This is a genomic window from Streptomyces sp. NPDC058664 (assembly GCF_042716635.1).
In the GTDB taxonomy this organism is placed as follows: domain Bacteria; phylum Actinomycetota; class Actinomycetes; order Streptomycetales; family Streptomycetaceae; genus Streptomyces.
In genome coordinates this window covers 1-25616 of record NZ_JBHXRW010000004.1, presented here as the reverse complement: position 1 = coordinate 25616, position 25616 = coordinate 1, and the positions used below count along the sequence as shown (strand labels likewise).

General features: G+C 73.1%; 23 protein-coding genes and 2 tRNA genes. 6 read left to right on the top strand and 19 right to left on the bottom strand.

Translation table 11 applies throughout. The features are described 5' to 3' along the window. Window positions 1-67: 67 nt before the first annotated feature. Window positions 68-736: a TetR/AcrR family transcriptional regulator gene (locus ACFWUY_RS04725; protein ID WP_384101979.1), complete on the bottom strand. Its 669-nt coding sequence runs from the start codon at window positions 734-736 to the stop codon at window positions 68-70. A 328-nt stretch (window positions 737-1064) separates the two neighbouring features. Here ACFWUY_RS04725 and ACFWUY_RS04720 point away from each other — a divergent pair, with 328 nt between their 5' ends. Beyond that, window positions 1065-2336, top strand: coding sequence for a M6 family metalloprotease domain-containing protein (locus ACFWUY_RS04720; RefSeq protein WP_384101977.1), 1272 nt, complete (start codon window positions 1065-1067; stop codon window positions 2334-2336). Between the two features lie 73 nt (window positions 2337-2409). Here the strand turns inward: ACFWUY_RS04720 and ACFWUY_RS04715 are convergent, their stop codons facing one another. Continuing rightward, window positions 2410-4053, bottom strand: a complete 1644-nt coding sequence (locus tag ACFWUY_RS04715; RefSeq protein WP_384101976.1) for a class I adenylate-forming enzyme family protein — start codon at window positions 4051-4053, stop codon at window positions 2410-2412. A gap of 278 nt (window positions 4054-4331) precedes the next feature. Between ACFWUY_RS04715 and ACFWUY_RS04710 the strand changes: the two genes are divergently transcribed. Then, on the top strand, window positions 4332-5324 hold the full coding sequence (locus ACFWUY_RS04710; protein ID WP_384101974.1) for a helix-turn-helix transcriptional regulator: 993 nt from the start codon (window positions 4332-4334) through the stop codon (window positions 5322-5324). Window positions 5325-5465: 141 nt separating this feature from the next. Here ACFWUY_RS04710 and ACFWUY_RS04705 read toward each other — a convergent pair whose 3' ends face one another. The 15 genes from ACFWUY_RS04705 to ACFWUY_RS04635 form a co-directional block, all read right to left on the bottom strand. After that, on the bottom strand, window positions 5466-6098 hold the full coding sequence (locus tag ACFWUY_RS04705; protein ID WP_384101972.1) for a GPP34 family phosphoprotein: 633 nt from the start codon (window positions 6096-6098) through the stop codon (window positions 5466-5468). Next, complete coding sequence (locus ACFWUY_RS04700; protein WP_384101970.1) at window positions 6095-6988, bottom strand: lantibiotic dehydratase C-terminal domain-containing protein; 894 nt, start codon at window positions 6986-6988, stop codon at window positions 6095-6097. Before ACFWUY_RS04700 ends, ACFWUY_RS04705 begins: the two co-directional genes overlap by 4 nt. After that, on the bottom strand, window positions 6985-9636 hold the full coding sequence (locus ACFWUY_RS04695) for a lantibiotic dehydratase (protein ID WP_384101968.1): 2652 nt from the start codon (window positions 9634-9636) through the stop codon (window positions 6985-6987). Before ACFWUY_RS04695 ends, ACFWUY_RS04700 begins: the two co-directional genes overlap by 4 nt. Further along, a complete protein-coding gene (locus ACFWUY_RS04690) occupies window positions 9633-10739 on the bottom strand; it encodes a PqqD family peptide modification chaperone (RefSeq protein WP_384101966.1) in 1107 nt (368 codons plus the stop codon). Before ACFWUY_RS04690 ends, ACFWUY_RS04695 begins: the two co-directional genes overlap by 4 nt. A gap of 168 nt (window positions 10740-10907) precedes the next feature. Further along, window positions 10908-11087, bottom strand: coding sequence for a thiocillin family RiPP (locus ACFWUY_RS04685; RefSeq protein WP_055642953.1), 180 nt, complete (start codon window positions 11085-11087; stop codon window positions 10908-10910). 58 nt (window positions 11088-11145) lie between these two features. Further along, window positions 11146-11331: a thiocillin family RiPP gene (locus ACFWUY_RS04680; RefSeq protein WP_260615470.1), complete on the bottom strand. Its 186-nt coding sequence runs from the start codon at window positions 11329-11331 to the stop codon at window positions 11146-11148. A 99-nt stretch (window positions 11332-11430) separates the two neighbouring features. Beyond that, on the bottom strand, window positions 11431-11598 hold the full coding sequence (locus ACFWUY_RS04675; protein ID WP_384101963.1) for a thiocillin family RiPP: 168 nt from the start codon (window positions 11596-11598) through the stop codon (window positions 11431-11433). Window positions 11599-11660: 62 nt separating this feature from the next. Then, window positions 11661-11825: a thiocillin family RiPP gene (locus tag ACFWUY_RS04670; protein ID WP_107105427.1), complete on the bottom strand. Its 165-nt coding sequence runs from the start codon at window positions 11823-11825 to the stop codon at window positions 11661-11663. 66 nt (window positions 11826-11891) lie between these two features. Beyond that, complete coding sequence (locus ACFWUY_RS04665; protein WP_384101960.1) at window positions 11892-12668, bottom strand: hypothetical protein; 777 nt, start codon at window positions 12666-12668, stop codon at window positions 11892-11894. After that, entirely contained in the window at window positions 12665-14284 is a 1620-nt protein-coding gene (locus tag ACFWUY_RS04660; RefSeq protein WP_384101958.1) for a nitroreductase family protein, read from the bottom strand. The genes ACFWUY_RS04665 and ACFWUY_RS04660 overlap by 4 nt, the downstream gene beginning before the upstream one ends. Window positions 14285-14450: 166 nt before the next feature. Then, window positions 14451-15128: a TOMM precursor leader peptide-binding protein gene (locus ACFWUY_RS04655; RefSeq protein WP_384101956.1), complete on the bottom strand. Its 678-nt coding sequence runs from the start codon at window positions 15126-15128 to the stop codon at window positions 14451-14453. A gap of 194 nt (window positions 15129-15322) precedes the next feature. Further along, window positions 15323-16693, bottom strand: a complete 1371-nt coding sequence (locus tag ACFWUY_RS04650; RefSeq protein ID WP_384101954.1) for a YcaO-like family protein — start codon at window positions 16691-16693, stop codon at window positions 15323-15325. Between the two features lie 110 nt (window positions 16694-16803). Continuing rightward, entirely contained in the window at window positions 16804-17859 is a 1056-nt protein-coding gene (locus ACFWUY_RS04645; protein WP_384101952.1) for an ABC transporter permease, read from the bottom strand. Further along, on the bottom strand, window positions 17856-18878 hold the full coding sequence (locus ACFWUY_RS04640) for an ABC transporter ATP-binding protein (RefSeq protein ID WP_384101950.1): 1023 nt from the start codon (window positions 18876-18878) through the stop codon (window positions 17856-17858). The genes ACFWUY_RS04645 and ACFWUY_RS04640 overlap by 4 nt, the downstream gene beginning before the upstream one ends. A gap of 52 nt (window positions 18879-18930) precedes the next feature. Next, a complete protein-coding gene (locus ACFWUY_RS04635) occupies window positions 18931-19389 on the bottom strand; it encodes a hypothetical protein (RefSeq protein ID WP_384101948.1) in 459 nt (152 codons plus the stop codon). A 141-nt stretch (window positions 19390-19530) separates the two neighbouring features. Between ACFWUY_RS04635 and ACFWUY_RS04630 the strand changes: the two genes are divergently transcribed. From ACFWUY_RS04630 to ACFWUY_RS04620, 3 genes are all read left to right on the top strand, one after another. Continuing rightward, window positions 19531-20592, top strand: a complete 1062-nt coding sequence (locus ACFWUY_RS04630) for a PucR family transcriptional regulator (protein WP_384101946.1) — start codon at window positions 19531-19533, stop codon at window positions 20590-20592. Window positions 20593-21029: 437 nt separating this feature from the next. Beyond that, a tRNA-Arg gene (locus tag ACFWUY_RS04625) sits at window positions 21030-21102 on the top strand. A 162-nt stretch (window positions 21103-21264) separates the two neighbouring features. Next, complete coding sequence (locus tag ACFWUY_RS04620; RefSeq protein WP_384101944.1) at window positions 21265-21621, top strand: hypothetical protein; 357 nt, start codon at window positions 21265-21267, stop codon at window positions 21619-21621. 541 nt (window positions 21622-22162) lie between these two features. Here ACFWUY_RS04620 and ACFWUY_RS04615 read toward each other — a convergent pair. Continuing rightward, window positions 22163-22268, bottom strand: a tRNA-Ser gene (locus ACFWUY_RS04615). A 763-nt stretch (window positions 22269-23031) separates the two neighbouring features. Here ACFWUY_RS04615 and ACFWUY_RS04610 point away from each other — a divergent pair. Continuing rightward, window positions 23032-23469 carry a hypothetical protein gene (locus ACFWUY_RS04610; protein WP_384101942.1) on the top strand — a complete coding sequence of 146 codons (438 nt, stop codon included), beginning with the start codon at window positions 23032-23034 and terminating at the stop codon, window positions 23467-23469. Between the two features lie 6 nt (window positions 23470-23475). Here ACFWUY_RS04610 and ACFWUY_RS04605 read toward each other — a convergent pair whose 3' ends face one another. Further along, window positions 23476-25425 (bottom strand): MFS transporter, encoded by a 1950-nt coding sequence (locus ACFWUY_RS04605; RefSeq protein ID WP_384101940.1) that lies wholly within the window; start codon window positions 25423-25425, stop codon window positions 23476-23478. Window positions 25426-25616 lie beyond the last annotated feature (191 nt).

The window sequence follows — 25616 nt, the reverse complement described above, 5'->3', positions numbered from 1 at the left end:
TGAAAAAGGGACGTACAGGAAAGCGTGAAGAAGGAGACAGGGGGAGAAGGCGGGGAGGGGGAGACGTTCAGGACGACGGGCAGGCGTCGCGCCTCAGGTCCTCCAGGGTGACGGCCGTCCCGGGCAGTTCGGAGCGCGCGGGCGCTTCGAGGCCGTCGAGGAACAGCTGCAGGTGGCGGTGGACGAACTGGTCGAAGTGGGCGCTGCAGGACCTTCCGGGCAGCGGGCGGGTCAGCTGGGACACCGCCACCATCAGGTCCCCGACGCCGACGTCGGAGCGGAGCCTGCCGGACCGCTGGGCGCGGTCGACGAGCGACTGGACGGCTTCTTCGAGGCGTTCACGCTCGGCCACCAGGTCGGCGTGGTCCTTGTCGAAGGCGCCGTCGAGCATCGGGCACAGGGCGCCGACGCGTTCCTCGGCGGCGGCGTGGGTGAAGCGCCGGAGGGCGGCGAAGGTGTCGCCCTCCTCCTCGGCGGCCCGCTCGGCGGCCTCGGTGACGCGGGCCACGATCGAGAGGACGACCTCGCGGACGAGGTCGGGGCGCTCCGGGAAGTTGCGGTAGAGCGTGGCGTTCCCGACGCCGGCCCTGCGCGCGACCTCGTCGTACGGCACCTGGGGACCGAACTCGACGAACATCTCGCGCGCCGCCGTCACGATCCGCTCGCGGTTCCGCAGGGCGTCGGCGCGCGGACGGGGTACACGGCGGGCGGGCGCGGTGCCGGCGGTACTGGTCACGCCACGACTCCTCACATCACTCGATTGCTCGACCACTCGGTCACCGGGCGGCTCGGCCACTCGGCCGGCTGGGTCACCAGGTCACTCGGGGCATCCGGGGAAGGAATCCCCACTTCGTTCGACACAGTCCTGAACGGGGACCTGGTCCCCGCTTATTTCCGGACCTGCGCGTGACCTGGGTCACACGCGCCGCCCCGCTCGGAATACCCACGATCGGGCCACCCGGCGCGCGCGGACGCACCGCTCGTCACAGGCTGATCGCACAGCGCGGCCCTGCGGACCGGAAGGGCCCACGCCGCCGACCTGCCCCCACCGGAGAGGCGACCGTATGCAGCACCCCCGCCGACGGATATGCAGACCCGTCGCCCTGGCCGCGACCACGGCGCTCTCGCTCGCGCTCCTCGCCTCCGCGAGCACCACCCTCCCCGGGCCCGCCCCCGCCTCCGCGGGCCCCGTGGCCACCGCGCCCGGCGGCGCCCAGCTGGGCCCGTGCCGCATCACCACCACGCTGGGGGTGCAGATGTCGGAGGGGCTGCCCACGGCTCCCGGGTACGTCCGCTCCACGGGCCAGGTCAAGGCCCTCAACCTGATGATCGACTTCCCCGACGCCACCGGCGACGGCACGGCGATGGGCCGCTTCCGCGAGTTCTTCCCGCAGACCGCCGAATGGTTCCGCACCAGCTCGTACGGGCGTCTGCGCTACCACGCCGAGGCCCCCGTACCCGACTGGCTGCGGATGCCCCGGGCCTTCTCCGCGTACGGGATCGAGCGCGGCTCCCCGTACGAACCGGGCTACCGCTCCCTCGTCGAGGACATCGTGAAGACGGCCGACCCGATGGTGGACTTCAGCGCGTACGACCTGGTCAACGTCCTGGTCACGCCGAACGCCGGGCCGTCAGCCCTCGACACCGTCCTGTCCGTGACCTTCTCCGGCAACGACGACGCCCCGTACGCCGACGGCGTGCCGCTCGCCAACACGTCCTTCGTCTACAGCCGCCAGGACGACGGCTCCGGCAGCTTCGCCGAGACCGGCTACCGGGTGCTGCCCCACGAGAACGGGCACGTCTTCGGGCTCCCCGACCTGTACACGTCGGACGGCGGCGGGACCGTCGGGCACTGGGACATCATGTCCGAGGACTGGGGCGCCAACAACGACCTGCTCGGCTGGCACAAGTGGAAGCTGGGCTGGCTCGACAACGACCAGATCAACTGCGCGTCCGCCGTCGGCACCGGCGACTGGACCCTCACCCCGCTGGCCGACCCCGGCGGCCCCAAGCTGACGTTCGTCCCGCTCTCCGACACCTCCGGTTACGCCGTCGAGGTCCGCACCCGGGGCGGCAACGACGAGGCGGTCTGCGAGGAGGGCGTCCTCGTCTACCGGGTGGAGTCCGACGTGGACACCGGCCACGGCCCGGTGACCGTGTCGGACAGCGAACGCGCGAGCGGCGGCTGCACCCGGCGCGCCAACGTCCACGCGGAGCTCTCGGACGCTCCGTACCGCCCCGGCGAGACGTTCACGGACCGCGCGAACGGCATACGGATCAGCGTGCTCGACGAGGACGCGAACGGCGCCTACCGGGTCCGCATCACCCGCGACTGAGGAGCCCGAGCCGCCCGCCCCCACGGAGGAACGAACCGATCGGACCGCGTCACGTGCCCCCGAGGGGCCCGCGTCACGCGCCTCCGAGCAGCCCGTCCCGCAACTCCCTCTTGATGATCTTCCCGGTCGGGTTCCGGGGCAGTTCCTCCTCGCGTACGAGGACACGGGCGGGCACCTTGAAGGCGGCGAGGCGTGCCCCCACGTGGGCGCGCAGCCGCTCGGTGTCGGCGTCCGTCCCGGGGCGCAGCCGTACGACGGCCACGACCTCCTCGCCCAGGAGGGGGTGCGGGACTCCGAGGACGGCGGCGTCGGCCACGTCCGGGTGCTCGTGCAGGACGGCCTCGACCTCGACGCAGTACACGTTCTCGCCGCCTCGGATCACCATGTCGGTGAGCCGGTCGACGATGCTGACCCGCCCCTCCTCGTCGACGCGCGCGAGGTCCCCGGTCCTGAACCAGCCGTCGTCGGTGAAGGCGGCGCGGGTGGCGGCCTCGTTCCCCCAGTACCCCCGGACGAGCGACTGCCCGCGCAGCCACAGCTCCCCCACGCCGTCCGTGTCGGGCCGGTCGATCCGCACCTCGGTGACGGGCGAGGGCCGGCCGACGCTCCCGGGGTGGGCGCGGTACTCGGCGCCGACGTTCGACAGCACGCCGCCGCAGGTCTCCGTCAGGCCGTAGCCGTTGCGGGGCTCGACGCGCTCCCCGTACCCGGCGACGATCCCGGCGACGATGCCGGGCGGGGCGGCGGCGCCCCCGGTGCTGAGCAGGGTGAGGCTCGCCAGCGGGTCGCCGGTGGAGCGGGCGAGGTCGAGCAGCTGGAGCGCGGTGGTGGGCACGCCCGCGTAGTGGGTCACCCGGTGTTCCCGGATCAGTTCGAGGGCCCGGGCGGCGTCCCACTTCCGCATCATCACGAGCGTGCCGCCGGCGGCCATCACGGCGTAGAAGGAGGTGAAGGCGGCGACGTGGAAGAAGGGGAACGTGGTGAGCGACACGGGCGCGGGCCCGGTCCCCGGCACGTCCCCGCGCGCGAGGGCCGCGGCGGCGGCGAAGTACCGGGGGTTCATGGCGGCCCCGGCCTGCGCGAGATGGGTGGCGACGGCGCCCTTGGGGCGGCCGGTGGTGCCGGAGGTGTAGATGAGGGTGGCGTCGTGCTCGGGGAGGACGTCGACGGGCGGCGGCCCGAGGAACGGATCGGTGTCGGCGACGTAGGGCACGAACCGGTCCCGCACGTCGCCGGGGACGGCCCCGTCCCCGGCGTCACCGAAGACGATCCCGGGCACACGGTTCTTCCGGGCCCACGCCCGTACCCGCTCGGCCCGCTCGCCGTCGACCAGCAGCACGCCCGGCGCACAGTCGTCGAGCACGTACGCGCACTCGTCCTCGGTCCACCACGCGTTGAGGGGTACGGCGACGAGACCGGCCAGCTGCGCGGCCCAGAAGGCGACCTGCCACTCGGGCAGGTTGCGCATGGCGACGACGGCCCGGTCACCGGGGCGCAGCCCGTACTCCCCGACGAGCCGCCGGGCGAGCCCGCAGGCGGCGTCGAAGAACTCCCGGTAGGTCATCGGGCCGCTCTCGGACACCAGGAACACCCGGTCCCCGTAACCCCAGACGGCCTCCACGAACTCCCGCAGCGTGCGGGGCCCGCCGGCGTACACGCCGTCCTCGACGGCGAAGGGTGCCCCTTCGGCGGTCAGCCGCTCCACTCCACCGGACACCACCACGAGACCTCCGAGCCCTCGCTCACCCCAGCCCGGCGACGCTATGCGCCTCCCCGTTCAGGGGTCAACCCGCGGCTCGGAGAGGCGCGTACGTCACACGCCGTCCACCCCGAGGACACCTCCCGCAATGTGACACCCGTCACATCGGTGATCGCTTATGTAGGCTTCCGTTTACTCGGGCAATACTCTCCAAACCACCATCCGGACGCGCGGCTACAGCCGTCTGACCAGCGGAGCGCGGCGCCGGCGTGCAAGCAGAGCTCGGGGGGCTCGTGATGGCGGTAACAGACATGCGCATATTGGGACTCTCCGAACTGGAGGAGAGCATCTATCGGCACTTCCTGAGGAATCCCGACACCACCGACGGGGACATCCACATCCTGCTACGGGCCGACCGCGAGGCCGTGGCCACCGCCCAGGACCGGCTGCGCGAACTCGGCCTGCTCTACCCGACCGACCGGCGGACCGTGTGCCCGACCGATCCGGCGATCGTGGTGGACCGGCTCACCGAGCTGCGGCTGCGCGAACTGCACCAGGAACTGCAGGAGGTCACCCGCTCCCGGCACCTGGTCGCCGCGCTGCGGGACGAGCAGAGTCCGGCGCCGGCCTCGCCGCAGTCCATCGAGCGCATGGAGAACGTGGCGCAGATCCGCAGCCGGATCGACGACCTCGCCTTCTTCGCCCGCGAGGAGATCCTGTCCATCGAGCCGTACACGGTCCTGACGCCCGAGAACATCACGCACTCGCGCCCGCTGGACCTGCGCTGTCTGAGCCGGGGCGTCCGGATCCGCAGCGTGGTGCTCCAGGAGGCCCTCGACGATCCGCCGACCGTCGGCTACCTGCGGGAACTCACCGCCAAGGGAGCGGAGATCCGGGTGGCCGACGACCTCTCGGAGCGCGTCCTCGTCTACGACCGGCGCACCGCCCTGGTCCCCATCGACCCCGAGGACACCTCGCGGGGCGCCCTGGTGGCCCAGGAGGCCGGCCTCGTCTCCGGCATCCTCGCCCTCTTCGAGAAGATCTGGTGCCAGGCCACGGACCTGTCGGCGATCGTCGCGGACGACGAGGAGTGTCCGGGTGGTCTCGCCGAGATCGAACGGGACGTCCTGAAGTCCATGTGCCACGTCGGCAAGGACGAGATCGGCGCCCGGGACCTGGGCATGTCGGTACGGACCTACCGGCGGCACGTGGCCGACCTCCTGCGCGCCCTGGGCGCGTCCAGCCGCCCGCACGCCGCCCTGCTGGCGCGCGAACGCGGATGGATCTGAAGGCCGTTCGCGACTCCCGGGAGCCGGCCGCGCCCTGAAGCGGACCTCTACGAGACGGCCGCGCCCCGGAGCCGGTCCCTACGAGCCCGGCCACACTCCGGAGCCGGTACCTCGAGCCCGGCCACACTCCGGAGCCGGTCCCTACGAGACGGCCGCGCCCTGGAGGTCCTGGACGGCCCGGCGGACCGCGGGCGACACCGGGGCCGCGCCCTCGGACAGGGCCGCGAGCCGCTCCTTGAGCGCGCGGCGCCGGTAGGCGGTCAGGGTCGTACCCAACTGGCCGCCCGCGTGGGCGAGTCCGGCAAGGAGCGCGGCCCGGCCACGGTCCGCGCTACCGCCGGGGGCCGCCGGGGCCTCGACCGCGGCGGCCACCGCGGCCCGCGCCTCCCGGGCGGCGGTGAGGCCCGCCGGGGTGAGATCGGCCCGGTTCAGCGGGAAGACGCCGAAGACCCGGCCGGTGCTCCGCTCCAGGAGCCCGTCCTTCTCCAGGCCCCGCAGCACCTCGTGGATCGACGCGCGGCCGTCCTTGCGGACCCAGTGCAGCCACTTCCTGCCGGGCTCCGCCGCGATCCGCTGCCACACCTCGCGGAGCGCGGCGTCCCGCGGCGCCTCGCCCGCGGTCCTGACCGTGCCCGCGTCGTCCGTCAGGGCGCCGTCGTCGAGCAGTTCGGCGAGGAGCGCGCCGCGCACCGCCGGGGCCAAGGACTGGCGGACGGGAAGCCTGCCGCCCTCCTCGTCGAAGGCGAGCAGGATCATGTCGCCGGCCAGGGTCATCCCAGGTGTTCCTCTCGTCCGGACATCGAAGCGGCGACAGCCGCCGGTTTCCTCGCAGTCTGCCCTGCCAGCATGCCGAGCGCCGCCTCCTCGCCGGGCGGGAAACCCAGCCGGTTCATCACCATGTGCAGGTGGTGGAGCACCTGGTGGTCCCGGGATCCGGGTGCCCGCAGGAGGAGTTCGGCCAGCGCGTCGGCGTGCGCGTCGACGCGCTCCCGCGCGCCGGGTGCGGGCACGCCCTGTTCCCGTACGCCGGCCGAGACGCCGCCGAGCAGGGGCCGGAGCGGCCGCCCGTCGGCGGCCAGGCGCAGTTGCCAGCCCCACCGGGTGCGGTGCCGGATCCAGAAGACGTCCCGCTCCTCCTCGGTGAGCACCCTGGCGGTGAGCGCCCGGGCGAAGTGGACGGCGTGCGCGGCCCGTTCGTAGCGGCGGGGCAGGGCGGCGAGGTCGTTCTCGGAGCAGAACACGCTGTCCAGGTGGAAGATCCGCTCGGCGATGGCGACCCCTTCCGGACCGCCGTACTTGGCCGACTCCGGCGCGTACAGCGCGGGGGTGACGCCGCGTGCCGGCGAGCCGGGCGGCAGCGCGCCGGGCAGCAGGCCGACGGAGTCCTCGGGCCGCTCCTCCAGCGTGCCGAGCAGAGCGGTGAGCTCCTCCCGGGCGACGGCGTCCAGGGCGTCCACCGCGTCGGCCCCGGCGCGCAGCCGCAGCCGCAGGTGGTGGCCGGTGGCGTCCCAGTACCGGATGAAGAACCAGTCCTCGCTGCCCAGCCGCCCGGCCTGCGCGGCCAGCCACGGCACGAGGGTGCGGGCCGCGGCGTCCATGAGCCGGGGGCCGCCCGGGTAGACCCGTACGTACCACCAGTCCCGCCGGGGAACCGTCATGCTCATGCTTCCTCCTCCGGCCGCCGCCAGCGCAGCAGCGCGATGTGCTCGGCGGCGCGCGTGCCGCCCGCCGCGTCCCGCAGCGGATGCGCGGACCTGGCCGGCAGCGCTTCGACCAGGCGCAGGTGGCCGGTGGCCGGGCCGGCCCACTGGGCGAGCACGGACAGCGAGAGGGGGGAGGTCAGCGAGACCCACAGGGGCTTGCGGTCCGTGCCCTGCTCGCCCGGTCCGAAGCCGGTCAGCCGGTGGCAGAAGACCTCCTCCGGCAGACCGTGCGCCCGCCGGAACCCCTCGGCGCGCAGCGCGGTCTCGGCGTCGCTCTCGCCCGGTCTCGGCAGCGGCAGTTCGGCCGCCGGGACGACCCACGAGGCGCGGGAGACGGTGACGCGGCCGAAGGCGGTGCGCGGGGCCGGCACGACCTCGTCGGTGCGCCGCTCCTGGAGCCCGAACGGCAGGACGTAGTCCGAGTGCGGCGATCCGTTGACCCACGGGTCGGCGAGTACGGCGAGCAGCCGGGCGAACGGCGGGAAGAGGTGCGGCGGGACAAGACCGAGATAGGCGAGGCCGACCGGGTCGCCCGTGCGGTCGCGCAGCGCGAGGGTGCCCTCGCCGGGGTCGTGCGTGAGCACGGTGTCGGTGAGGTCGAGGCCGTCGTCCGCCGGGACCTCACCGGGCAGCAGCAGGGGCGGCAGCAGGCCGGCCGACCGCGACTGGGCCGTGTTGATCTCCGTCCACAGGACGAGTTCCCGGCAGGTCCTGCCGGGCCAGCAGGCCCGGACGTGCTCGCGCAGCCGGTCGCGGAAGCCTTCGCCGAGAAGCGGTCCGAAGCGGGTCACGAGCCCGCCCGTGCCGGGGTTGAACTGGTTGACCACCAGCTGGTAGTCGCCGCCGCGCACGGCCTGCGGGCCGGTCGCGGCGAGCTGGAACAGCACCGCCGCGGCAGGCGGCGCGCTGCTCGGCCCGACCGGCAGCCAGGCCCGCTCCCCCGCGGTCTCCCGCTCGGCGCGATCGGCGACGGACGCCTTGTCGAGATCGGGCTGCGCGTCGCCGTCGACGGCGACGCGCATCAGGAACCCGAGCACGTCGGTGCAGGTCCCGCCCGGCCCGTACTCGGCCGTGAAGCGGTCCACGAGCACGTCGTAGAGGTGCGAACGGAAGACGAAGGGGCGCATGCGGCGGCCCAGTTCGGTCAGGTCGGCCCGGACCTCGGGCACGTCGAGGAGCTCCGGCAGGGCGAGGTCGCTCGCCACGTCCTCGTACAGCACCTCACCGGAGTCGAACCGGTCCAGACCGGCCCGCCGGGCCCAGCGCCGGGCGGTGCGGCGGGCCCGGGTGAGCGTCTCGGTGCGTTCGTCCTCACCGGCGGCGGCGAGGACGGCGGCCGAGTCCCTCAACTCCCTCACCTCGCCCGCGATCCCGTCCCCGTCCTCGGGGTGGTCCGCGAGCAGCTCCGCCACGGCGCCCACCGGGTCGTCGCCGCGCCGCCAGGGCGGTACGGGCGCGATCAGTCCGGTGTCGAGCAGTCGCCGGAAGCGGCGGAAGGGGTCGGGGCCGCCGAGCCCGGACAGCAGCCCGTCGAGGGAGTGCTCGGCGTCGTTCGCGAAGCCGGACAGCCAGGGCGCCGCGTGGTCGGCCTCCACCACCCGGTCGAGCCGCCAGGCGAGACCGCCGTCCGCGACGGGTTCGGGCAGCAGGACGAGGCCGCCGGGGGCGTCGGGGCCGCCGGGCCTGAGCGGCGCGAGCCGGTAGCGCAGCAGACCGGCGGTGCCGGGCTCGCGGGCCAGACAGCGCAGGGCCAGCTGGGCGAGGGCGGTGGCGGCGTAGCTGTGGGCGACGGGGGCCGTACGTCGGCCCTCTCCGGCGGAACCGGCGGCACTCCCGGCACCGGCGGAACTGACGGAACCGGCAGCACCAGCAACACCAGCGACCCCGACAGCACCGACGGCACCGGCAGCACCGGCAGCACCGCGTGAGCCGCCCTCGCCGACGGTGGTCAGCGTGGAGAACGGGCTGGTCTTCACGGCGGCCCGGGAGACGTAGGAGTAGAGCGTCCGCAGGTTGCGGGTCTCGGCGGGGCGGCGGCGCGGGCGACCGTGCCGCAGCCAGTCGGGGGCGGCCAGTGCCGCGGCACGGACGAAGCCCGGGTCTGCGAGGTGGCCGGCGAGCGCGGCCGGGGCCGCCGCACGGTCCTCGGTCAGCAGGGCGTCGAGCCGCCGGGCGGTCTCGTCGCGCAGCCGGACGGCGGCCTGCCAGCCGAGGAACTCGGCGGCCGCCTCGGGTCCGGCCAACTCGACGATGCGGGGAGGGAGTTCGTCGCCCCACGGCAGCGCCCGCAGCCGGTGCGCGGCGCGTTTGGCGGCCAGCACCTGGCGGCGCAGCGGCACTTCGTCGTCCAGGAGGGGCACCAGCGGGAAGCAGGCGTCCTCCAGGGCGGGCCGCCGTCGCTCCAGTTCGGCGTGGGCGTCGGCTGCCTCGGCGATCGCCCGTCGCGTGGCGGACCCGGTGAGGTCCAGGGCCTCGGTCGGCAGACCGCCCACCCGGGTGAGCAGCGGTCCTGAGATCTCGGGGGTGATGGACACGGGGGCGGTGGTCACGGGGGCGGTGGACACGGGTGCGGTGGTCACGGGGGCGGTGGTCACGGGGGCGGTGGTCACGGCATCGACCGTCCGACCAGCTCGAACGACCAGAGCAGCGACTGGACGACGAAGAAGCCGAGCGCCACGGTGTAGACGCTGCACACGATGCCGTACGTGACGTGCAGCCGGCGGCCGCGGGCCGGCATCCGCTCCAGGAAGCCCGGCAGCGGACGGCCGAGGAGGCGGTGCTTCAGCAGGGTGAAGGCGCGGCCCCGCGCGTCGACGAGACCGAAGCCGGCCTCGAGGGCCGCGTAACCGTCGCTCGGGAGCATCGGGTTGATGTTGGTGACCAGGTTGAGCATCTGGAAGATCAGCAGCGCCCCGGCCACCTGCGCGACCGGCCCGTCCGTGGTGAGCACGAGCAGGGCGGCGGCGCCGGTGAACCAGCCGTCGCTGAGCGGTCCGGCGACGGCGAGCAGGACCCGGCCGCCCCGGGAACGGACGCGGTAGGCGTCGGTGCGGTCGACGTAGGCGAGCGGCATGAAGTAGAAGAGCAGCGCCACTCCCAGGCCCCGCACAGGCACCTTGAGCACCTGGCAGACCATGGCGTGCGCGCTCTCGTGCACGAGGATCTGGAGGAACATCAGGCCGATGGCGACGAGGGTGCCCGTGCCCAGCAGGTCCTTGGCCGGCGGGGCCGAGGTCAGGACCGCGTAGAGGCCGAGCAGGATGCCGAGGACGCCGCCGCCCGCGAAGACGCCGACCGACAGCCGGGCCGGGACCCGGCGCAGCAGCCGGGCGGCCGGCTCCAGGACCGTCGGGAGCGAGCGGGTGATGACGAAGCGGGGCATGAGCATGGTGGTGCCGAAGCGGCCGCCGGCGCGCTTCTTCGGCGCCTGCTCGGCTTCGGTTCCGACGAGGAGGCCGCTGCGGCTCAGCTCGTCGACGAAGGCGGTGAGCTCTCCGCGTACGCCCTCGGCGGGAACGCCCCGGCGCTCGGCCATCAGGGCCGAGAGCTCGTCCAGCGAGTGCGCTCCGTCGAACTGACGGAGCAGCGCCGCCGCCGACTTGGTCAGCCGGTGGTAGGTCCCGCCCTTCGGATCGAACATCAGGGGGTGGTCGTCCATCCCCCGGATGATCTCCAGATCCTCCCGGAGCTTGGGTGCGGTGCACGTGTCCACGGCGCGGTTCCTCCCTCCGCAGCGGCGGCCGGCCCGCTGTCGCGCCGGGCCGCCTGGCTCTAATCTGGTCTGGTCTGACGCAGTCCGGTCCGGGAAAAGCGGACCGGGCTGGGGGCCTGGGCCCCGGGGTACTAGGACCACCCCGGGGCCCAGGATCCGCAGGGCTGATCAGCCGCCCTGGCTGGAGACGCTGCTCATCGAGCCGACGCAGCCGACGGGGCAGCTGGCCGAGCCGGCGCAGGCGCCGCAGAAGGCGGTGGTGAAACCGGGGCTCACAGCGTCCTGGAGGACCTCCAGGTCGAGGGACTCCGACCACAGCTCGAGCTCGTTGTCGAGGTTCTCGTTCATGGCGTTCACTTCCTTTCGGGTGGGTGTGGTGGTGGTGCGGCGGGTACCGCGGGCGGGCTCAGCCGAAGCTGGAGGCGCTCGCGGAGGAGGAGGCGGTGCTCGTCGGGCACGAGGCCGTCGAAGCGGTGCCGGCGGTCGCCCAGGTGCCGAGGGCGACGCCCTCCTTCAGGGGCTCGAGGCCGAGCGCGTCCGAGGCCAGCTCGTCGGCGGACAGGTCCAGTTCGAGGTCGTCGAAGTCCTGCATCGAGAAATCCTTTCTGCGTGTCCGTGTGTCTGTGTGCTGCCGTGTGGAGGTACTGCGCACCGGTCGAAGGGGACCGGAAGCGACCGGGATGACCGGGGGTCAGCCGACGGTCGACGCGGACGACGCGGTGGCCGCGGACGAGCCGGGGCAGGACGCGGTCGAAGCGGATCCGGCGCAGAAGAAGCAGCCGAGGGCGTTGCCCTCCGGAAGCTCCTCGATCGCCAGCTCGTCACCGTCGATGACGTAGAGCTCGATGTTGTTCTCCATGGTGTTCACCTCCTTCCGGTGTGCGGTGCGGACGGCCGGACGGACCGGCCGGGGGCTGCGGATCACCCGTAGGTGGACGCGCTGCTGACGGACGACGCGGACGTCGCCGGGCAGGACGCGGTCGAGGCGGATCCGGCGGACGCCCAGCTCGCGAGGGCGTTGCCCTCGGGCAGCTCCTCGATCGCCAGTTCCTCGGCGTCGACGGCGTACAGTTCGATGTCCTCCATGTGAGGCACCTCCTCAGGTGTCGTGCGGTGGGTGACGGCTCCCGCACCCGGTCGGGGCGGGAAGTCTCAGGGGGCCGGCGGCAGGCCCAGGGCCAGCGCGAAGATCTGCTGGCGGCTCGTTCCGTCGCTGAGCAGGGGGCCGCGGACGGCCGCCGGTATGAAGCCGGCGAAGACGCTGCCGACCAGCCCGTGGGCGACGCCGTCCAGCCACATCGCGTACGCGGCGGAGCCGGCGCGGGTGAGCAGCAGCCGGTAGCCGTGCCCGCCGTGACGGTGGACCGCGGCGTCCAGCGGCACCCCGATCGAGACGATCGCGGCGGCGTCGGAGAACTCCGGCTGCAGCGTCAGTCCGTAGCGGGCCGCTCCGGTGGGCAGTTCCATCACCGGGGTGAAGGAGGACGTCGCGGCGTCGAAGCGGTGGACGGCGGGGGCGATCCCGGTCAACCGGCTGGCGACGACGGTGAGTTCGAGCGGGAAGTCCGCGTCGGTCCCGTCGGTCCTGTCGGGCCCGGTGGTCCCGGCGATCCCGGTGGCCTCGTCCTGCGCCAGGGCCCGGGTCATGATGCCGGCCAGCAGTCCGGCGGGCAGGGGCGCCGAGGAGAAGCCGCGCAGTGAACGCCGGTTCTCCAAGGTGGTCAGGAGGTCGTGGGGCACGGTCCCGTGCGTGTACGGATCGACCCTGACGGCCGGTCCGAGCGCCACCGGGTCCGGTGCGGGCAGGACGGGCGCGGGCTCGGCCCGTACGCGCGTCCGGCGTTCGGCGAGTGCTGTGGCGGCGCCGGTTCCGCGCTGCTCCCGGAAGGACGCCAGCATGTCCATGGCCAGTTCGTGCGGGGCGCTCACGGGGCTCCTCCCAGGTCGACGAGGGTGGTGATCGGTTCCAGGTCGGGGTCGATCCCCAGGGCCGCGGCCACCGCGAGGTCGTCCCAGCGGGTGCGGACCACGAACGGCAGGCCCAGCGCGGCCGCCGCGGCGCGGAGCGTGGCGGTGGCGCAGCCGGCGTCGAGCAGGACGATCCGCAGGGCGAACGCCGCGTACTTCTTGGCGACCTTGGTGAAGTCGCCGGTGAGGACGACCGTCAGAGGTGCCTCACCCGGGACGGCGCCGGGGTCGGCCGCGAGCCTGGCCAGCCGGTGCTCGGACGCCACGTAGCCGTAGACGCCGGGCTTCAGACCGGGGACGTCGCGGACCACGAGGTGGGCGACGACGGAGCCGATGTTGCCGCCGCTCGCCGTCCACCGCTGCACGCGGCCGGGCAGCAGACCCCTGCGGCCCGCGGTGACGGCGAGGAGCAGGGCGGTGGTCCCGTCGTCGAGGGCGGCGGGCGACGGGGCGCGCAGCGATTCGAGCGGTGGCTCCGGGAGGGGCACGGCCGCCGCGACGGGCCAGGTCTTCTCGTCGTTCTGCAGGGCGATGTTCGAGGGCTTGTAGTGGGCCTGGTGGGCCTTGCCGTCGGCGTACTCCCGGGGCGGGAAGGCGATGGCGGCCTCGTAGCGCGCGGCGAGCGGCGGTGCGACCGGGTCGCCCGGCGCCGCCGAGCAGTGCGGGCAGCCGGGCCGGGTGGCGGCCGAGCGGCGCTCCTGCGAGAGGTCGGACAGGTCGACGGTGCGCCACTGGGACGGCAGCGGTCCTGGCGTGCTCCGCGAGAGCAGCGCGAACAGGTCCCGGGCGAAGAGCGCGGCGGCCAGTTCGGCGTCGCCGGGCAGCGGCGGGCGGTCGTCCGGCGGGTCCTCCGCGGTGCGGCAGGCGAGACAGGGGGTGAACGCGAGGTCGACGTACGGCCCGAGGTGGGCGGTGCGACCGGTGAGCGCGAGGCGGATCAGCGGGACGCCGGCCAGGGCGCAGGAGGCGGCGAGCGCCGCCGAGGCGGTCGGGTCGAGTCCGGCGGCGACCACGAGGGTGCTGCCCGGTGCCGGCTCGGTGCCGGTGCCGGATCCGGTCTCCACGAGGGAGTCGGCGAGGTGGCGGCGGGCGGCGTCGGCCAGGGTGCCGGTGCCGAAGACCTCGACCCGGGCCCGGGCCAGCCGGTCCAGGGCCTCCTCCCAGGCGTGGTTGGCCCCGGTGGAGTCGCCGATGCGGGAGAGGAAGTCGGCGAGGGCGTCGGGCACCGCCGCCGCCCGGGAGGCCGCCGCCGGGGACGCGGCCTCCTCGATCAGGCCGCAGGTCCACAGCAGGGAGAGGGCCTTGAAGACGGTGCCGACCGGGATTCCCAGGGCGTCGGCCACGTCCTCGTGGCCGCGGCCGCCGTCGAGCAGCGGGAGCATGCGGGGCAGCAGTTCCCGGGCGGCGGCACCGCGCAGCAGCTGCTTCTTGGGGGTCCCTTCGACGACCAGGGCCTCGGGCGTGTGGTGCAGGGAGAGCCCGCGCCGGAGCCTGGGTCGCGCCGGGACGTGGAACTGCGGGTCGTTCAGGGCGGCCGAGGCCATGGCTTCGGCGGTGATCACAGAGTGGTCCGGCATCGAGGCCTCCTTTCCGGTTCGGGACGTACGAGCGGGACGCGCCGGTCGTGCGAGACGCACGGGTCGTACGGGGTGCGGTGCGGGTCGTACGGAGTGCGGTGCGGGTCGTACGGAGTGCGGTGCGGGTCGTACGGGGTGCGGTGCGGGTTCGTGCGCGGGGTCGGGGTCACTGGCCCGGGAGGGCCGGAAGAGCGGGGAGGGCGGGGAGGGCCGCGAGCTCCGCCGCGATCGCCTCGAACCGCGCCAGGCGGCTCTCGGGGGTACGGGCCGGCCGGCAGCGGGCGCACCGGTCGACGGCGACGACCGCCGAGCTGGAGGTGGCGCCCTCCACGATCCCGAAGATCCGCACGGTGGCGCCGATGCCCTCCGCCGCGCCCGGCTCACCGGGTACGGCCAGGGCCTCGCACACCGCCTGGTCCGCGAGTCCCACGGCGATGGCGACGTGGTGCGGGGCGTGTCCGGAGACCGGGGGCGCGGTGGCCCCGCCGTCCCGGGTCCGATCCGCCGTCGGAGCGGTGTGCTGTGCACGGCGGCGGGTGTAGCAGCGGTGGCACGCGGTGCGGCCGGGCACGACCACCGGTCCGCACCGCAGGTCGAGGGGGCCCGCCTGGACGGGGAACCAGGGCCGGTTCCAGGAGTGGGCGCTGGCGTCGACCATGTCGGCCAGCACTTCCCGTCCCTGTCCGGTGGCCAGCACGATCAGGTCGCTGTCGGGCCACAGGCTGGGGTGGGTGCCCTGGTTCACGTCGAGCACGGTGGACCCGGCGTAGCGTGCGGCCAGCCCTTCGGCGACGGCCGCGCCGAACGCTCCCGCGGTGAGGATCAGCAGGCGCGGGTCGGTCATCTTCGGACTCCTCGTCGGACGTTCACGGCGGGTGGAAGGGTGGAACGGACCGGTCGGGCAGACTGGTGGGCCAGGCCGGTCGGGTGGGCCGGTCGGGTGGGCCGGTCGGGTGGGCCGGTCGAGTGGGCCGGTCGGAGAGGCTGACCAGAGGGGCCAGTCGGACGGGCCGGTCGGACGGACGGGCCGGTCGGGCATCAGGCGAAGGGCTGGGGGTGCGGGTTGATCTCGTCCTCGCCCCGCACCGGATGGCCCATGGCGGCGGGCGCCGCGTAGAGCCGGGGGTGCGCCAGGTAGCGGGCCCGGTGCACGAAGGACAGCGGCATGAGCTGGGGGACGAGCATCCGTACGACGGTGGCTCCGACCTGCTCGGCCTCGTCGGTGGTGAGGTCGACGGCGACGACCTCACAGCCCGCGGCGTGCAGCCGTTCGAGCAGCCAGGCCAGGGCCGGCAGCGGTTCCTCGGACGGGGCCCTGGGAAGGTCGCGCAGCCCGTGCACCGGGCGTTCGCCCTCCAGCAGGAAGTCGAAGCGGTGCCGCTGGGAGAGCGGGCCGGACAGCAGGGCGCCGTCGACGACGCTGACGATGTCCTCCTCCGCCGCGGGGGCCGTGGAGTCCTTCGCGGCGGCCCGCGCCATGTGACGGAGCGCGATCCGCAGGGAGGACGCCTCGCGGTAGAGCTTGGCGATCCCCTTGCCGGGGTCCAGCTCCGCCGTCGCCGCGACGAGCTGGGCGATGACCCGGTCGTCGTCGGCGAGCTGCACCCCGTAGATCACCGGAATGCCGAGGTCGGTGGTCGCGTCGTACAGCTGGGTCCGCAGCCGTTCGCTGCTGCCCCGCTCCACGAAGGCCCGGAACTCCGGGGCCAGTTCGGCCGGGTCGAAGTCCAACCGGGGCAGCCGCAGCCGCTGGAGCCAGGTCAGGGCGATGGCGTCGCGTTCGACGATCTCCAGGATGCCGTTGACGACGGCGGCGGCCGGATCGGAGTGTGCGGCACAGCCGGTCGAGACCGGGTGGACGTAGCGCTCCGCCATGGACTCCACCGGGTTCTTCAGCCAGACCTGCATGGCCGGCACGTACACCGGGCGGTTGCGGGTGAAGGACCAGCCGCGTACCCAGCGCATCGGACCTTCGGGGTCGGTGGGGACGAGCCCGCTCCGGGGGTCGGCCAGTTCGGTCGGCGAGCACCGGGGCCAGCGGTCGCTGGGGATGGCGTCCTCGCCGAGTTCGGCGGCGGTCGCCCAGACGATCTGCTCGGGGTCCCGGGCGCAGGAGGAGTAGCGTTCCAGCGATTCGGCGACCGCGAGGTGCGCGGCGCGCTCCGGGTCGAGGTCACCGCCGGCTCCGTCGAAGTTCCCGGAGCTGGGGTTGTGCTCCCAGCCGGTCTGCTCGCTGAGGACTTCGCCGGGGTTGCCGAGCGAGGCCGTGAAGATCGGGAAGTCGGGTTCGCCCTCGGCGACGGGGAGCCGGGTCACCCGGTTCACCAGGCCGTAGGAGGAGGCGAGCCGGCCGATGCGGAGGAGCGAGTCGGGGAGGGCGGGGTGTGCGGGATCGCGGTCTCCGCTCATGGCGGCCCCGGTCCGGGTCCCGACCTCGGCCGTCGTACGCGTCGCAGGCGTCGCATCCATCGCATCCGCCGCACCCACCGCGTATGTCATATCTGTCGTATGTGTGGTCATCATGCACGCTCCGTGTCCCAGCGGAACGTCCGTGCCGCGAGGGCCGTGAGCCCCGCGGCCGTCGCCGCCATCACTGTCCAGTCGAGCCACAGGGCGTGGCGTGTGATCCCGCCGACCACGTCGTGGCGCAGGGCGTCTCCGAACATCGCCAGCGGGGTCCAGGAGAGCGGCCCGGCCACCGAGTCGGGGAGGAGTTCGAGGGGGAACAGCAGTCCTGTGCTCATCAGCAGGACCGGGGTGAGCAGCCCGGAGATCGCGTTGGTCACCTCGGGCGAGGACAGCAGTCCGCCGAGCAGGTAGCCCAGGGCGAGCAGCATCACCAGGCCGATGGCCGTGGTCAGCAGCAGCCGCAGCATCGAGGCCGGCTCGAGCAGTCCGCCGGCGACGGCGCCCGTTCCCATCAGGGCCAGCACGGCCAGGGCCAGCAGGCCTCGGCCCGGGATGAGCGAGAGCAGGACGGCGGGCCGCCGGGCCGGTGTCGTCGACAGCAGCCGCAGGGTGCCGCTGGCCCGCATCGCGACGAGGGCGGAGGCGGTGCCGGTCAGGGCGAGCGAGAGCAGCGCGAAGGCGAGTACGCCGGGGATCACGAAGGCCATGGGGTCGAACAGCGCGGACCCGTCGCTGCCGACGGCCGTGACCTCCCAGCCCCGCCAGCCGGTGTCGTCCAGCGCGGCGCGCACCGCGGCGACCACCGACGGCTGTTCCGGGTCCACGGCCATCCGCAGGGTACGGGAGGCCGCGTCGGGGACGATGACCGCCGCCTTGTCCGGCTGTGGGCCGGCCTCGGCGACGGCGACGGCGCTGCTGCCGCCGCCGAGGGCCTCCTGCAGGGCGGTCGCCTGGGTGGCGGGGCCGACGACGGCGAGGTCGAAGGGGCCCCGTACCCAGGTGAGTTGCATGAGGACGACGAAGAACACCGCCATGAGGAGCGGGAAGACCACGGTGAAGAAGAGCGCCGCGGGATCGCGCAGGAGCTGTCGGGTCATGGCCCGGGAGAGCGCCTTCCACTGGCGCGTCGTCGACACGGGTGGTGCGTCGAGACCGATGCGGTTCATCGCCTGCCCTCCTGTTCCGGTGCCGTGCCCGATGTCATGTCCGAGGCCGTTTCCGAGGCCGTTTCCAACGAGGTTCCGGTGAGGCGGAGGAACACGTCCTCCAAGGTCGCGGGGCGCGGCCGGACGTCGGCCGCGGGATCGAGCCCGGTGATCCACGCGGCGGTGGCGTGCGGATCCTCCGCCGTCACCTCGAACCGCGTCCGGCCCGAGCGGCCGGCCGACTCGACGGCCGTCACGGCGTCGCCGTGACGTGCGCGCACCTGGTCGGCGAGCTCGGCCCGTCCGGTCCGTACGGAGACGACACCGCCCGGCGCGTACCGGGTGATCAGCTCCGCCGGAGAACCGGCTGCCACCACCCTTCCCTCGTGCATGACGGCGAGCCGGTCGCACATCTCCTCGGCCTCGGCCATGGCGTGGGTGGTGAGCAGGAAGGTGGTGCCGCCGGCCTGGGCCCTGCGGATCAGGTCCCAGACGGCGTGCCGGGCGTGCGGGTCGAGTCCGGTGGTGGGTTCGTCGAGGACGACCACGGGGGTGTCGCCGACCAGCGCCGTGGCGAGCAGCAGCCGCTGCTGCTGGCCGCCGGAGAGCCGGGCGGAACGTGCCCCGGCCTTCTCGGCCAGGCCGATCTCGTCGAGCAGGGCGTCCACGTCCCGGGGCGCCGGGTACAGCGCGGCCCAGGTCTCCAGGGTCTCCCGCACCTTCAGCCTCGGGAAGAGGCTCGCCTGCTGGGGCTGGAGGGCCAGGGAGGCCCGCAGGAGGTCGGTCCGTACGAGCGCGTCCTCACCGAGGACGCGGACCTGCCCCGCATCGGGCCGGCGAAGGCCCGCGATGGCCGAGATGGTGCTGGTCTTGCCGGCTCCGTTACGGCCGAGGAGACCGAATATCTCGCCCGGAGCGACGGAGAAGGAAATTCCCGCCACCGCCTCGATGTCGGCGTATCTCACCCGTAGGTCGACGACTTCGAGGACGTTCTCCGAACTTTCTGGGAATTCCCTGACGTCTGGGAGCTGACTGGTCATGGCCATCTCTGCTCTCGCCCTCTGGATCAGCAGTCGTGGAAAGGGGCGGGAACTACTGCCAGCCGTTGACCGGCTTGCAGCGCGGGATCTGAACCGGGTGCGGGGTGTGAACCGGATACGGGATGTGAACCGAGTTCGGGATGTGCGCCTGGATCTCGCAGATCAGATCGCCGACCTCCGGCGGCACCGGCACCGGCCACTGCGGCCCGCCGTGCCGGTCGGCGCTCTGGCCGACGCTGTGCCCCTCGCCCTGCTCGGCGGCCGACGCGCTGCCCGCCGCCACAGCGGGACCGGTGATCGCCAGAGCCAGACACGCAGCCGCTGAAGTGATTCGAATCCGCACTGTTTCCCCCTGTGTTCGGCTTCCGTGTTCCCTCTGCGTTTCCGCTGAGAAAGACAATGCCAGCGGGGCGGGGGCCACTCCACGGCACTTGGTGTCAGCTTGCTGCAGGAGCCCTTGCAACAAGCTGACGGACGGGAAGAACCGCAGGTCGGACACGAAAAGCCGCACACCCGCCTCCGGGGCTCCCGAAGGGACCGCACTGGCGCACCCTCATCCGGCCCGGCGGGCCGGCATCGCCCCGGATCTTGGTCCGCACATCAAGAACACGCCAGGATGGCGCCGAAGACGCTTCGAGAACCCGGGGGGACCATGACGGAGAGGGAGTCTGTCGAGAAGCACCTGGACGGATACGCCGCGATCCTGACGGACGTGTGCGCGACCGGCCGCGGACTCTCCCGCGACGAACGCGAGGCCCTGCGCTCCCGCGGGGAGCGGGCGGCGGAGACCGGCCTGGGGCTGCGGGTCCTCGTCCGCGCCCACCTGGCCGCCGCCGAGCGGGTGCGCCCCGGGCTTTCGAGGACCGCCGCCGACCACCTCCTGACCGCCGTCGAGCAGGCCGTCGACGCGTTCGCCGAGGGCCACGAACGCGCCCAGCGCCTGGCGATACGCCAGGAGGAGGCCGCGCGCCGTGAGTTCGTCGACGACCTGCTCTACGGCCGCAGCGACCTCGGCCGCCTGGCGGAACGCGCCGAACGCTTCGGCCTGCTGCTGTCCCACGCCCACGCGGTGGCCGTCGCCCAGGGACCGGAACCGTACGACGACGGCTACGCCGTCACCCGTACCGTCGAGTCCTCGCTCGTCGCCCGCTTCGGTGACCGCCGCATCCTGCTCACCACCAAGGACGGCCGGCTGATCTGCGTCGCGCCCGCCGACGAGCCCGACGTGCTCACCCACTTCGCCAAGCAGGCGTACGCGGCGACCGACGGCGGCCGGGTCGCCGTCGGCCGCGCGCACGCGGGCGCGGGCGGTGTCGTCCACTCCTACGAGGAAGCCCTCAACGCCCTCGACCTCGCCGACCGCATGAACCTGACCGACCCCGTCCTGCACGCCGCCGACCTCCTGGTCTACCCGGTCCTCACCCGCGACCGGCAGGCCATGGCCGACCTCGTCCGCACCGTCCTCGGCCCGCTCAAGGAGGCCCGCGGCGGCGCGAAACCCCTCCTCGACACCCTCACCGCGTACTTCGACACGGGCTGCGTCACCGCCCAGGCGGCCCGCAGCCTCAGCCTCAGCGTGCGGGCCATGACGTACCGCCTCGACCGCATCCACCGCCTGACCGGCGCGGACCCCGGCGACCCGGTCCAGCGCTACACCCTCCAGACCGCCGTCGTCGGCGCCCGCCTCCTGGACTGGCCCGACCAGCCCCTGTAAGGCTCTCGAAGCGAAGCCCGGCACCATGGGGATGCCGGGCACGGTGGCGCCGCCACCGATCCACCGGTGCGGCCGGGCGCGTGCAGCACCGTGACGGTTCCGGCGGGGAAGGCCGGTTCGCCGCCCCGCGAACACTTCGCACGACGACCGTCCGAGAACGGCTTCCGACCGGATCCCTACCGGGACGGCCGAGAACCCACCCACGGCCCGCCGCCGCGGCCGCTCACGCGGGCGAAGCGACCGGGCACATCGCCCATCCGGCCCGATCAAGCACACCTTCCCCCACGAGCCCCCTGCCGCCACCGGACCACCCGCTACACTGGCGGCGGTGACGCAGCCTTCACCGGCCGCATCGCCACGACACTGCCGGGATCCCCGTGACCTGGAGCCGGTCCACCTTCGGACCGGTTTCGGACACGTTTGCCCGACAGATCCCCGCCTTCGTAGCTCAGGGGATAGAGCACCGCTCTCCTAAAGCGGGTGTCGCAGGTTCGAATCCTGCCGGGGGCACAAGACAAAAGGGCACCTACCCATCTTGGTAGGTGCCCTTTTGCATCCACGGCTGACCTCAACGACAGCGGTCAGGGACGACCGGGCCGCCTCTACGACGCTCTGGACGGCGAAGGCCCCACGTCCGCAGCCGCGACGGTCAGCACTTCCTGGAGAGCCCGCATGACGAAGCCGAAGCAGACGGACGAGTTCGAGAACGTCTACGACTTCCTGAACCAGGTCCGCCTCCGCCCCGGGATGTGGGTACCCGGCGGCTCCCTGGCGCACCTGAGCTCCATGCTCCTCGGGTACCGGATAGCCAGGGAGGTGCACGACGTCGAAGAGGACTTTCCCTTCTGGACTCCTGGCGGGAACACCCCTTTCGAAACCTGGCTCAACAAGCGCAACGGCTGCGCAAGCGCGCTGCGCTGGTCAACGCAGATCGAGCACGAAGCCGAGACCACCGGCACCCCAGCCATCGAGCTGTTCTTCACCCTGCTCGACCAGTTCCGAGCCGAGCACCAGCAGCCGGCGCGGTAAGAGTTTCCCTACTTCATCGAGGCACCCGCCGCGCACGGCGCGGCGCGCGCGGCCCGTCGCCCGGGCCTGAGGAGGGCGGGGCGCCGTACCCCCGCCGTCACGGATGACGGGAGCGTGAGGCGACCGCACCACCGGGAAGGGGCGGGCGGGGAGCAGCTGCTGCCGCGATGTGGTGTCGGCCGGTGTGGTCGCTCCGCGCCGGTACCGGTCTCGTCGGGGCTTGGGAACGTGTCGTTCAGCCGAGCTTGCCGAAAGACGCGAGGATCAGGAGTCCTACCACCGGCGCGGCGATAAATACGAAAATGCCCAGCTTCTGGACCCGGCGCCTCTCGGCTGCTCTCTGATCCGCCTCGTACTGGTGCATACCCCGAGCAACTGCACGCGCTATCTGATCTTCATCCGTCCCGTCCCCCTCGATCTTGTTCCTGTCGTGCCCCCACCGTGCCCGATCAGTCGGGAAGCCGCGGGGAAACACGGTATTTAGCAGTCACGTGGACGAGACGGGCCCCCGACCGGACTGGCTGGTCAGGGGCCGTTCACCTGCGGTGGGTGTGGGATTTGAACCCACGGTGACATCGCTGCCACGACGGTTCTCAAGACCGTGTACGGATCGACGCTCCCAAAGCGTCGAGTGCGCCCACGGCCGCGTGGATATGAGCCGGGCCGCGGCGCAACCGTTCTCCCGCGCACCACCAGGAAAGTCGCTCTTCCGTGTCCTCCCTTGGATGCATGCCCAGGCCATGCTCGGGGCACAGGGGCCACGCCTGCCACAGAAGCTCCATGACGGTCTCCTGCGCGGCATCGGCGACGCTCGCCAGTGCAGAGGCAAGGCCGTCCTGTGAGTTCGGGTCCAAGTGGTTGCCGTGCCACTCGCCGTTGGCCATGGCGACGTAGACGTTCTCCGGCTCATCCGCGTCGTAGGACGGAAGGGCCAGCAGCTGCAGGGGTTCCAGCTGGGGAAGCGTCACCGCTAGGTCCCGGTTCAGAAGGGCGAGAGCCTGGTCCCACACTGGGTACTCGCCCGGCGAGACGCGGCGAGGCTCAGGGGGGTCGAAGAGAGCGCACATGAGCACCATCCTCCGCCATGCCAGGGACAGCCCCAATCGCTCAACAGCGTCGCCCCCTGCAAAGACCGCGTGCGGGGGCCGACCTCAGCGGCTGACATCAACGACGCTGGACGGGTGCGTACACCAGCACCTCTGCCCGGCCGTCGCACCAATCGACGAAAGCCGCCGCAGCGGGCCCGGGTCGAACGCCTCAAGCGGGTGTCGCGGGTCCGAATCCTGCCGGGGGCACGGAGCGGTCGACAGCGAGGGGCCTTCCGCCGTGGGGTGGGAGGGCCCTCGTTCTGTTTGTGGGTGGCTTGTCGGTGGGAGCGGGGGGTGGGTAGTTTCGCGGGGTGATCGCGTCATGAGGGGGCTGCCGTTCGTCGACGAGCACGCCGTCGTCGTCGATGCCGGAGCCGAGGAGCTGTGGCAGCGGTTGCTCGTGCGGGTGGAGCGGTCGCTCTCCCGGGAGGCCGGGGCGCGGTACGCGCGGCTCGTGCGGGCCGATCCTCGTCGTTCCGGCGGGCCGCGGCCGCTCGCCGAAGGGTCGGAGTTTCCCGGGTTCCGGGTCGCCGGGGTCGTACCGGGGCGGGAGTTGGCGCTGCGGGGCGGGCACCGGTTCTCCTCGTACGGGCTCGTCTTCCGGATCGAGGAGCTGACGGACGGGCGCTCCCGGCTGCGGGCCGAGACCCGGGCCGCCTTTCCCGGTGCGGCGGGGCGCCTCTACCGGCTCCTCGTCATCAGCAGCGGCGGGCACGCCTTCGGCATGCGGCGGATGCTCGCCGGCTACCGGCGGCCGTAGCCCGTATCAGCGGAGTTCCTCCGGGCAGGCCGTACCGCGCGAGAGCTTGTACGGGGCCGCCAGGCGGTAGACGCCGGCCTTCGGGGCGAGCAGTTCGGTCCACTCGTCGCCCTCCGTGTCCGCCTCCGCCTTGAACAGACAGCCCTCCTCGTTGGCGAAGACCTTGGGGAGTTCCGTGTCCGACTCCTCGCGGGCCAGCTTCGAGGCCTCCGTCTCCTTCGGCGCTTCGATCTTGCCGCCGTTCTCGTCCATGAGGGCCAGCCACGGCGAGTACGGGACGCGGATGAGGACCCGGCCGGGCTTGTCGACCTGGATCACGACCTCGTTCTCCTCGGCACTCCGCACCTCGGCCGGCGGGTCCGCGAGCGGGGTCGGGTTCTCGACCGCGTACAGCCGCCAGTTCGCGTCCGACCAGACCTGCTCCAGGTACGGCAGGCCCTCGGCGATCAGTTCCGCCTCCTGCTCGGCGCCCGAGTCGGGGGCGCCGGTGGGCAGCACCACGTAGTGGACGGCCCAGCGGTGGAGCCACTCGTGGTAGTTCACGGCGTTCAGGGTGTCGTCGTAGAAGAGGGGGTTGCGCTCCATGTCGGCCTGGCGGTTCCAGCCCCGCGCCAGGTTGATGTACGGGCTGAGCGCGGACGACTCGCGGTGGCTGGACGCCGGTACGACCTCGACCCGCGCCTTGCCCGCGTCCCGCACCTGGAGCTGGTTGACCAGCGGGGCGAGCTCGCGCGCCCAGGAGGCGTCCGGCGCGGTGCGGATCACGTCGTCGACGCCCTTGAAGCCGATCCAGAAGTTCAGCCCGGCGAAGGCGAGCAGCAGCGCGTACCAGCGGCGTGAGCGCGGCGCCGTGTACGGCAGGGCCGCGAGCAGCACGACACCGGCGAAGAGCATCGGGAGCCGCGAGATGTTCGAGCCGATCTGCGAGTCGATCAGCCACGTCAGGAACGTGCCGATCGTGTAGACGGCAGCGGCGGTGCGGACCGTGCGCCAGTCCCCCGGCACGAGCAGGAAGATCAGTGCCCCGAAGGTCAGCGGCAGCGCGGTCGAGCCGAAGGCCATCGGCTGCGTACCGGAGAAGGGGAAGAGCCAGGAGGAGAGCGCGACCACGGCCACCGGGGCCAGACCGAGGGCGTACGCGCCGGGGCGCCGCTTGTTGAGGAAGAGCGCCGCCGCCGCCACCCCGAGGAACAGGCCCGCGACCGGGCTGCACGCCGTCGCGATGCCGGCGAGCGGGGCGGCCACCGCGGCCTTGGCCCAGCGCTTGCGGCGCCAGCGGTGGGGCCAGCAGAAGACGGCGGCGACCGCGCCGAGCGCGAACATCATGCCGAGGCCGAAGGTGACCCGCCCGGACAGCGCGTTGCACAGGAAGGCGAAGACGCCCGCGACCGCGCACGCCAGCGGGTTGCGGACCGTCGGCACCCGCACCAGGATCAGCGCGGTCAGCGCGGCCGACAGGGTCCCGGCGACCATCATCGTGCTGCGCACGCCGAGCAGCGACATCAGGTACGGCGACACGACGCTGTACGAGACCGGGTGCATCCCGCCGTACCAGGCCAGGTTGTACGCCGAGTCCGGGTGCCGTCCGACGAACTCCGCCCACGCGTCCTGCGCGGCCAGGTCCCCGCCGCTGTTCGCGAAGAAGAAGAACCAGAGGATGTGGGTGACGGCCGCGAGTCCGGTGGCCGCCATGACCGTGTAGCGGCGCTTCCGTCGGGGGGCCGGGGGTGTCGATGTCCGTACCGGTGTCGCGGTCATGGGCGCCGGGGCGCTCCGCTGCGCCGGGAGCAGTATTCGCGAGTGCGAAGACATGCTGGCGTCGGAGTCCGCGTCGGGCCCGGGTCCTGAGCCGGTGCTGCCGGCGGCCCCGGGGTGGGAGTCGGAGTCCGCGTCACGGTCGGATCCGGACTCGGCGCGGTCCGCGCGGTCGGCGCGTGTCGGCTCGGCGGTGGTCACTGCGGCCCTTTCCCGTGCTGCTGCCCGTCTCACTGCTCACGCGTGTCACGCGTGCGTTCCTGTCCCCCGAAAACGCTAACAGCCGGGGGGCCCCGCGCACCGGGGCGCGCGCCCCGGCGCGGGGGGGGTGGTCCCCCCCGCCGGGTGGGCGGCGCCCGGCGGGGTGGGCGGGCTCGGATAAAACAAAAACA

What these genes read in the sequence shown, in the direction of transcription:
- ACFWUY_RS04720 (WP_384101977.1), top strand. Translation starts at nt 1,065, where the DNA reads ATGCAGCACCCCCGCCGACGGATATGCAGACCCGTCGCCCTGGCCGCG.
- ACFWUY_RS04710 (WP_384101974.1), top strand. Translation starts at nt 4,332, where the DNA reads ATGGCGGTAACAGACATGCGCATATTGGGACTCTCCGAACTGGAGGAG.
- ACFWUY_RS04705 (WP_384101972.1), bottom strand. Translation starts at nt 6,098, where the DNA reads ATGACCCTGGCCGGCGACATGATCCTGCTCGCCTTCGACGAGGAGGGC.
- ACFWUY_RS04700 (WP_384101970.1), bottom strand. Translation starts at nt 6,988, where the DNA reads ATGAGCATGACGGTTCCCCGGCGGGACTGGTGGTACGTACGGGTCTAC.
- ACFWUY_RS04685 (WP_055642953.1), bottom strand. Translation starts at nt 11,087, where the DNA reads ATGAACGAGAACCTCGACAACGAGCTCGAGCTGTGGTCGGAGTCCCTC.
- ACFWUY_RS04680 (WP_260615470.1), bottom strand. Translation starts at nt 11,331, where the DNA reads ATGCAGGACTTCGACGACCTCGAACTGGACCTGTCCGCCGACGAGCTG.
- ACFWUY_RS04675 (WP_384101963.1), bottom strand. Translation starts at nt 11,598, where the DNA reads ATGGAGAACAACATCGAGCTCTACGTCATCGACGGTGACGAGCTGGCG.
- ACFWUY_RS04670 (WP_107105427.1), bottom strand. Translation starts at nt 11,825, where the DNA reads ATGGAGGACATCGAACTGTACGCCGTCGACGCCGAGGAACTGGCGATC.
- ACFWUY_RS04660 (WP_384101958.1), bottom strand. Translation starts at nt 14,284, where the DNA reads ATGCCGGACCACTCTGTGATCACCGCCGAAGCCATGGCCTCGGCCGCC.
- ACFWUY_RS04655 (WP_384101956.1), bottom strand. Translation starts at nt 15,128, where the DNA reads ATGACCGACCCGCGCCTGCTGATCCTCACCGCGGGAGCGTTCGGCGCG.
- ACFWUY_RS04650 (WP_384101954.1), bottom strand. Translation starts at nt 16,693, where the DNA reads ATGAGCGGAGACCGCGATCCCGCACACCCCGCCCTCCCCGACTCGCTC.
- ACFWUY_RS04645 (WP_384101952.1), bottom strand. Translation starts at nt 17,859, where the DNA reads ATGAACCGCATCGGTCTCGACGCACCACCCGTGTCGACGACGCGCCAG.
- ACFWUY_RS04640 (WP_384101950.1), bottom strand. Translation starts at nt 18,878, where the DNA reads ATGACCAGTCAGCTCCCAGACGTCAGGGAATTCCCAGAAAGTTCGGAG.
- ACFWUY_RS04630 (WP_384101946.1), top strand. Translation starts at nt 19,531, where the DNA reads ATGACGGAGAGGGAGTCTGTCGAGAAGCACCTGGACGGATACGCCGCG.
- ACFWUY_RS04620 (WP_384101944.1), top strand. Translation starts at nt 21,265, where the DNA reads ATGACGAAGCCGAAGCAGACGGACGAGTTCGAGAACGTCTACGACTTC.
- ACFWUY_RS04610 (WP_384101942.1), top strand. Translation starts at nt 23,032, where the DNA reads ATGAGGGGGCTGCCGTTCGTCGACGAGCACGCCGTCGTCGTCGATGCC.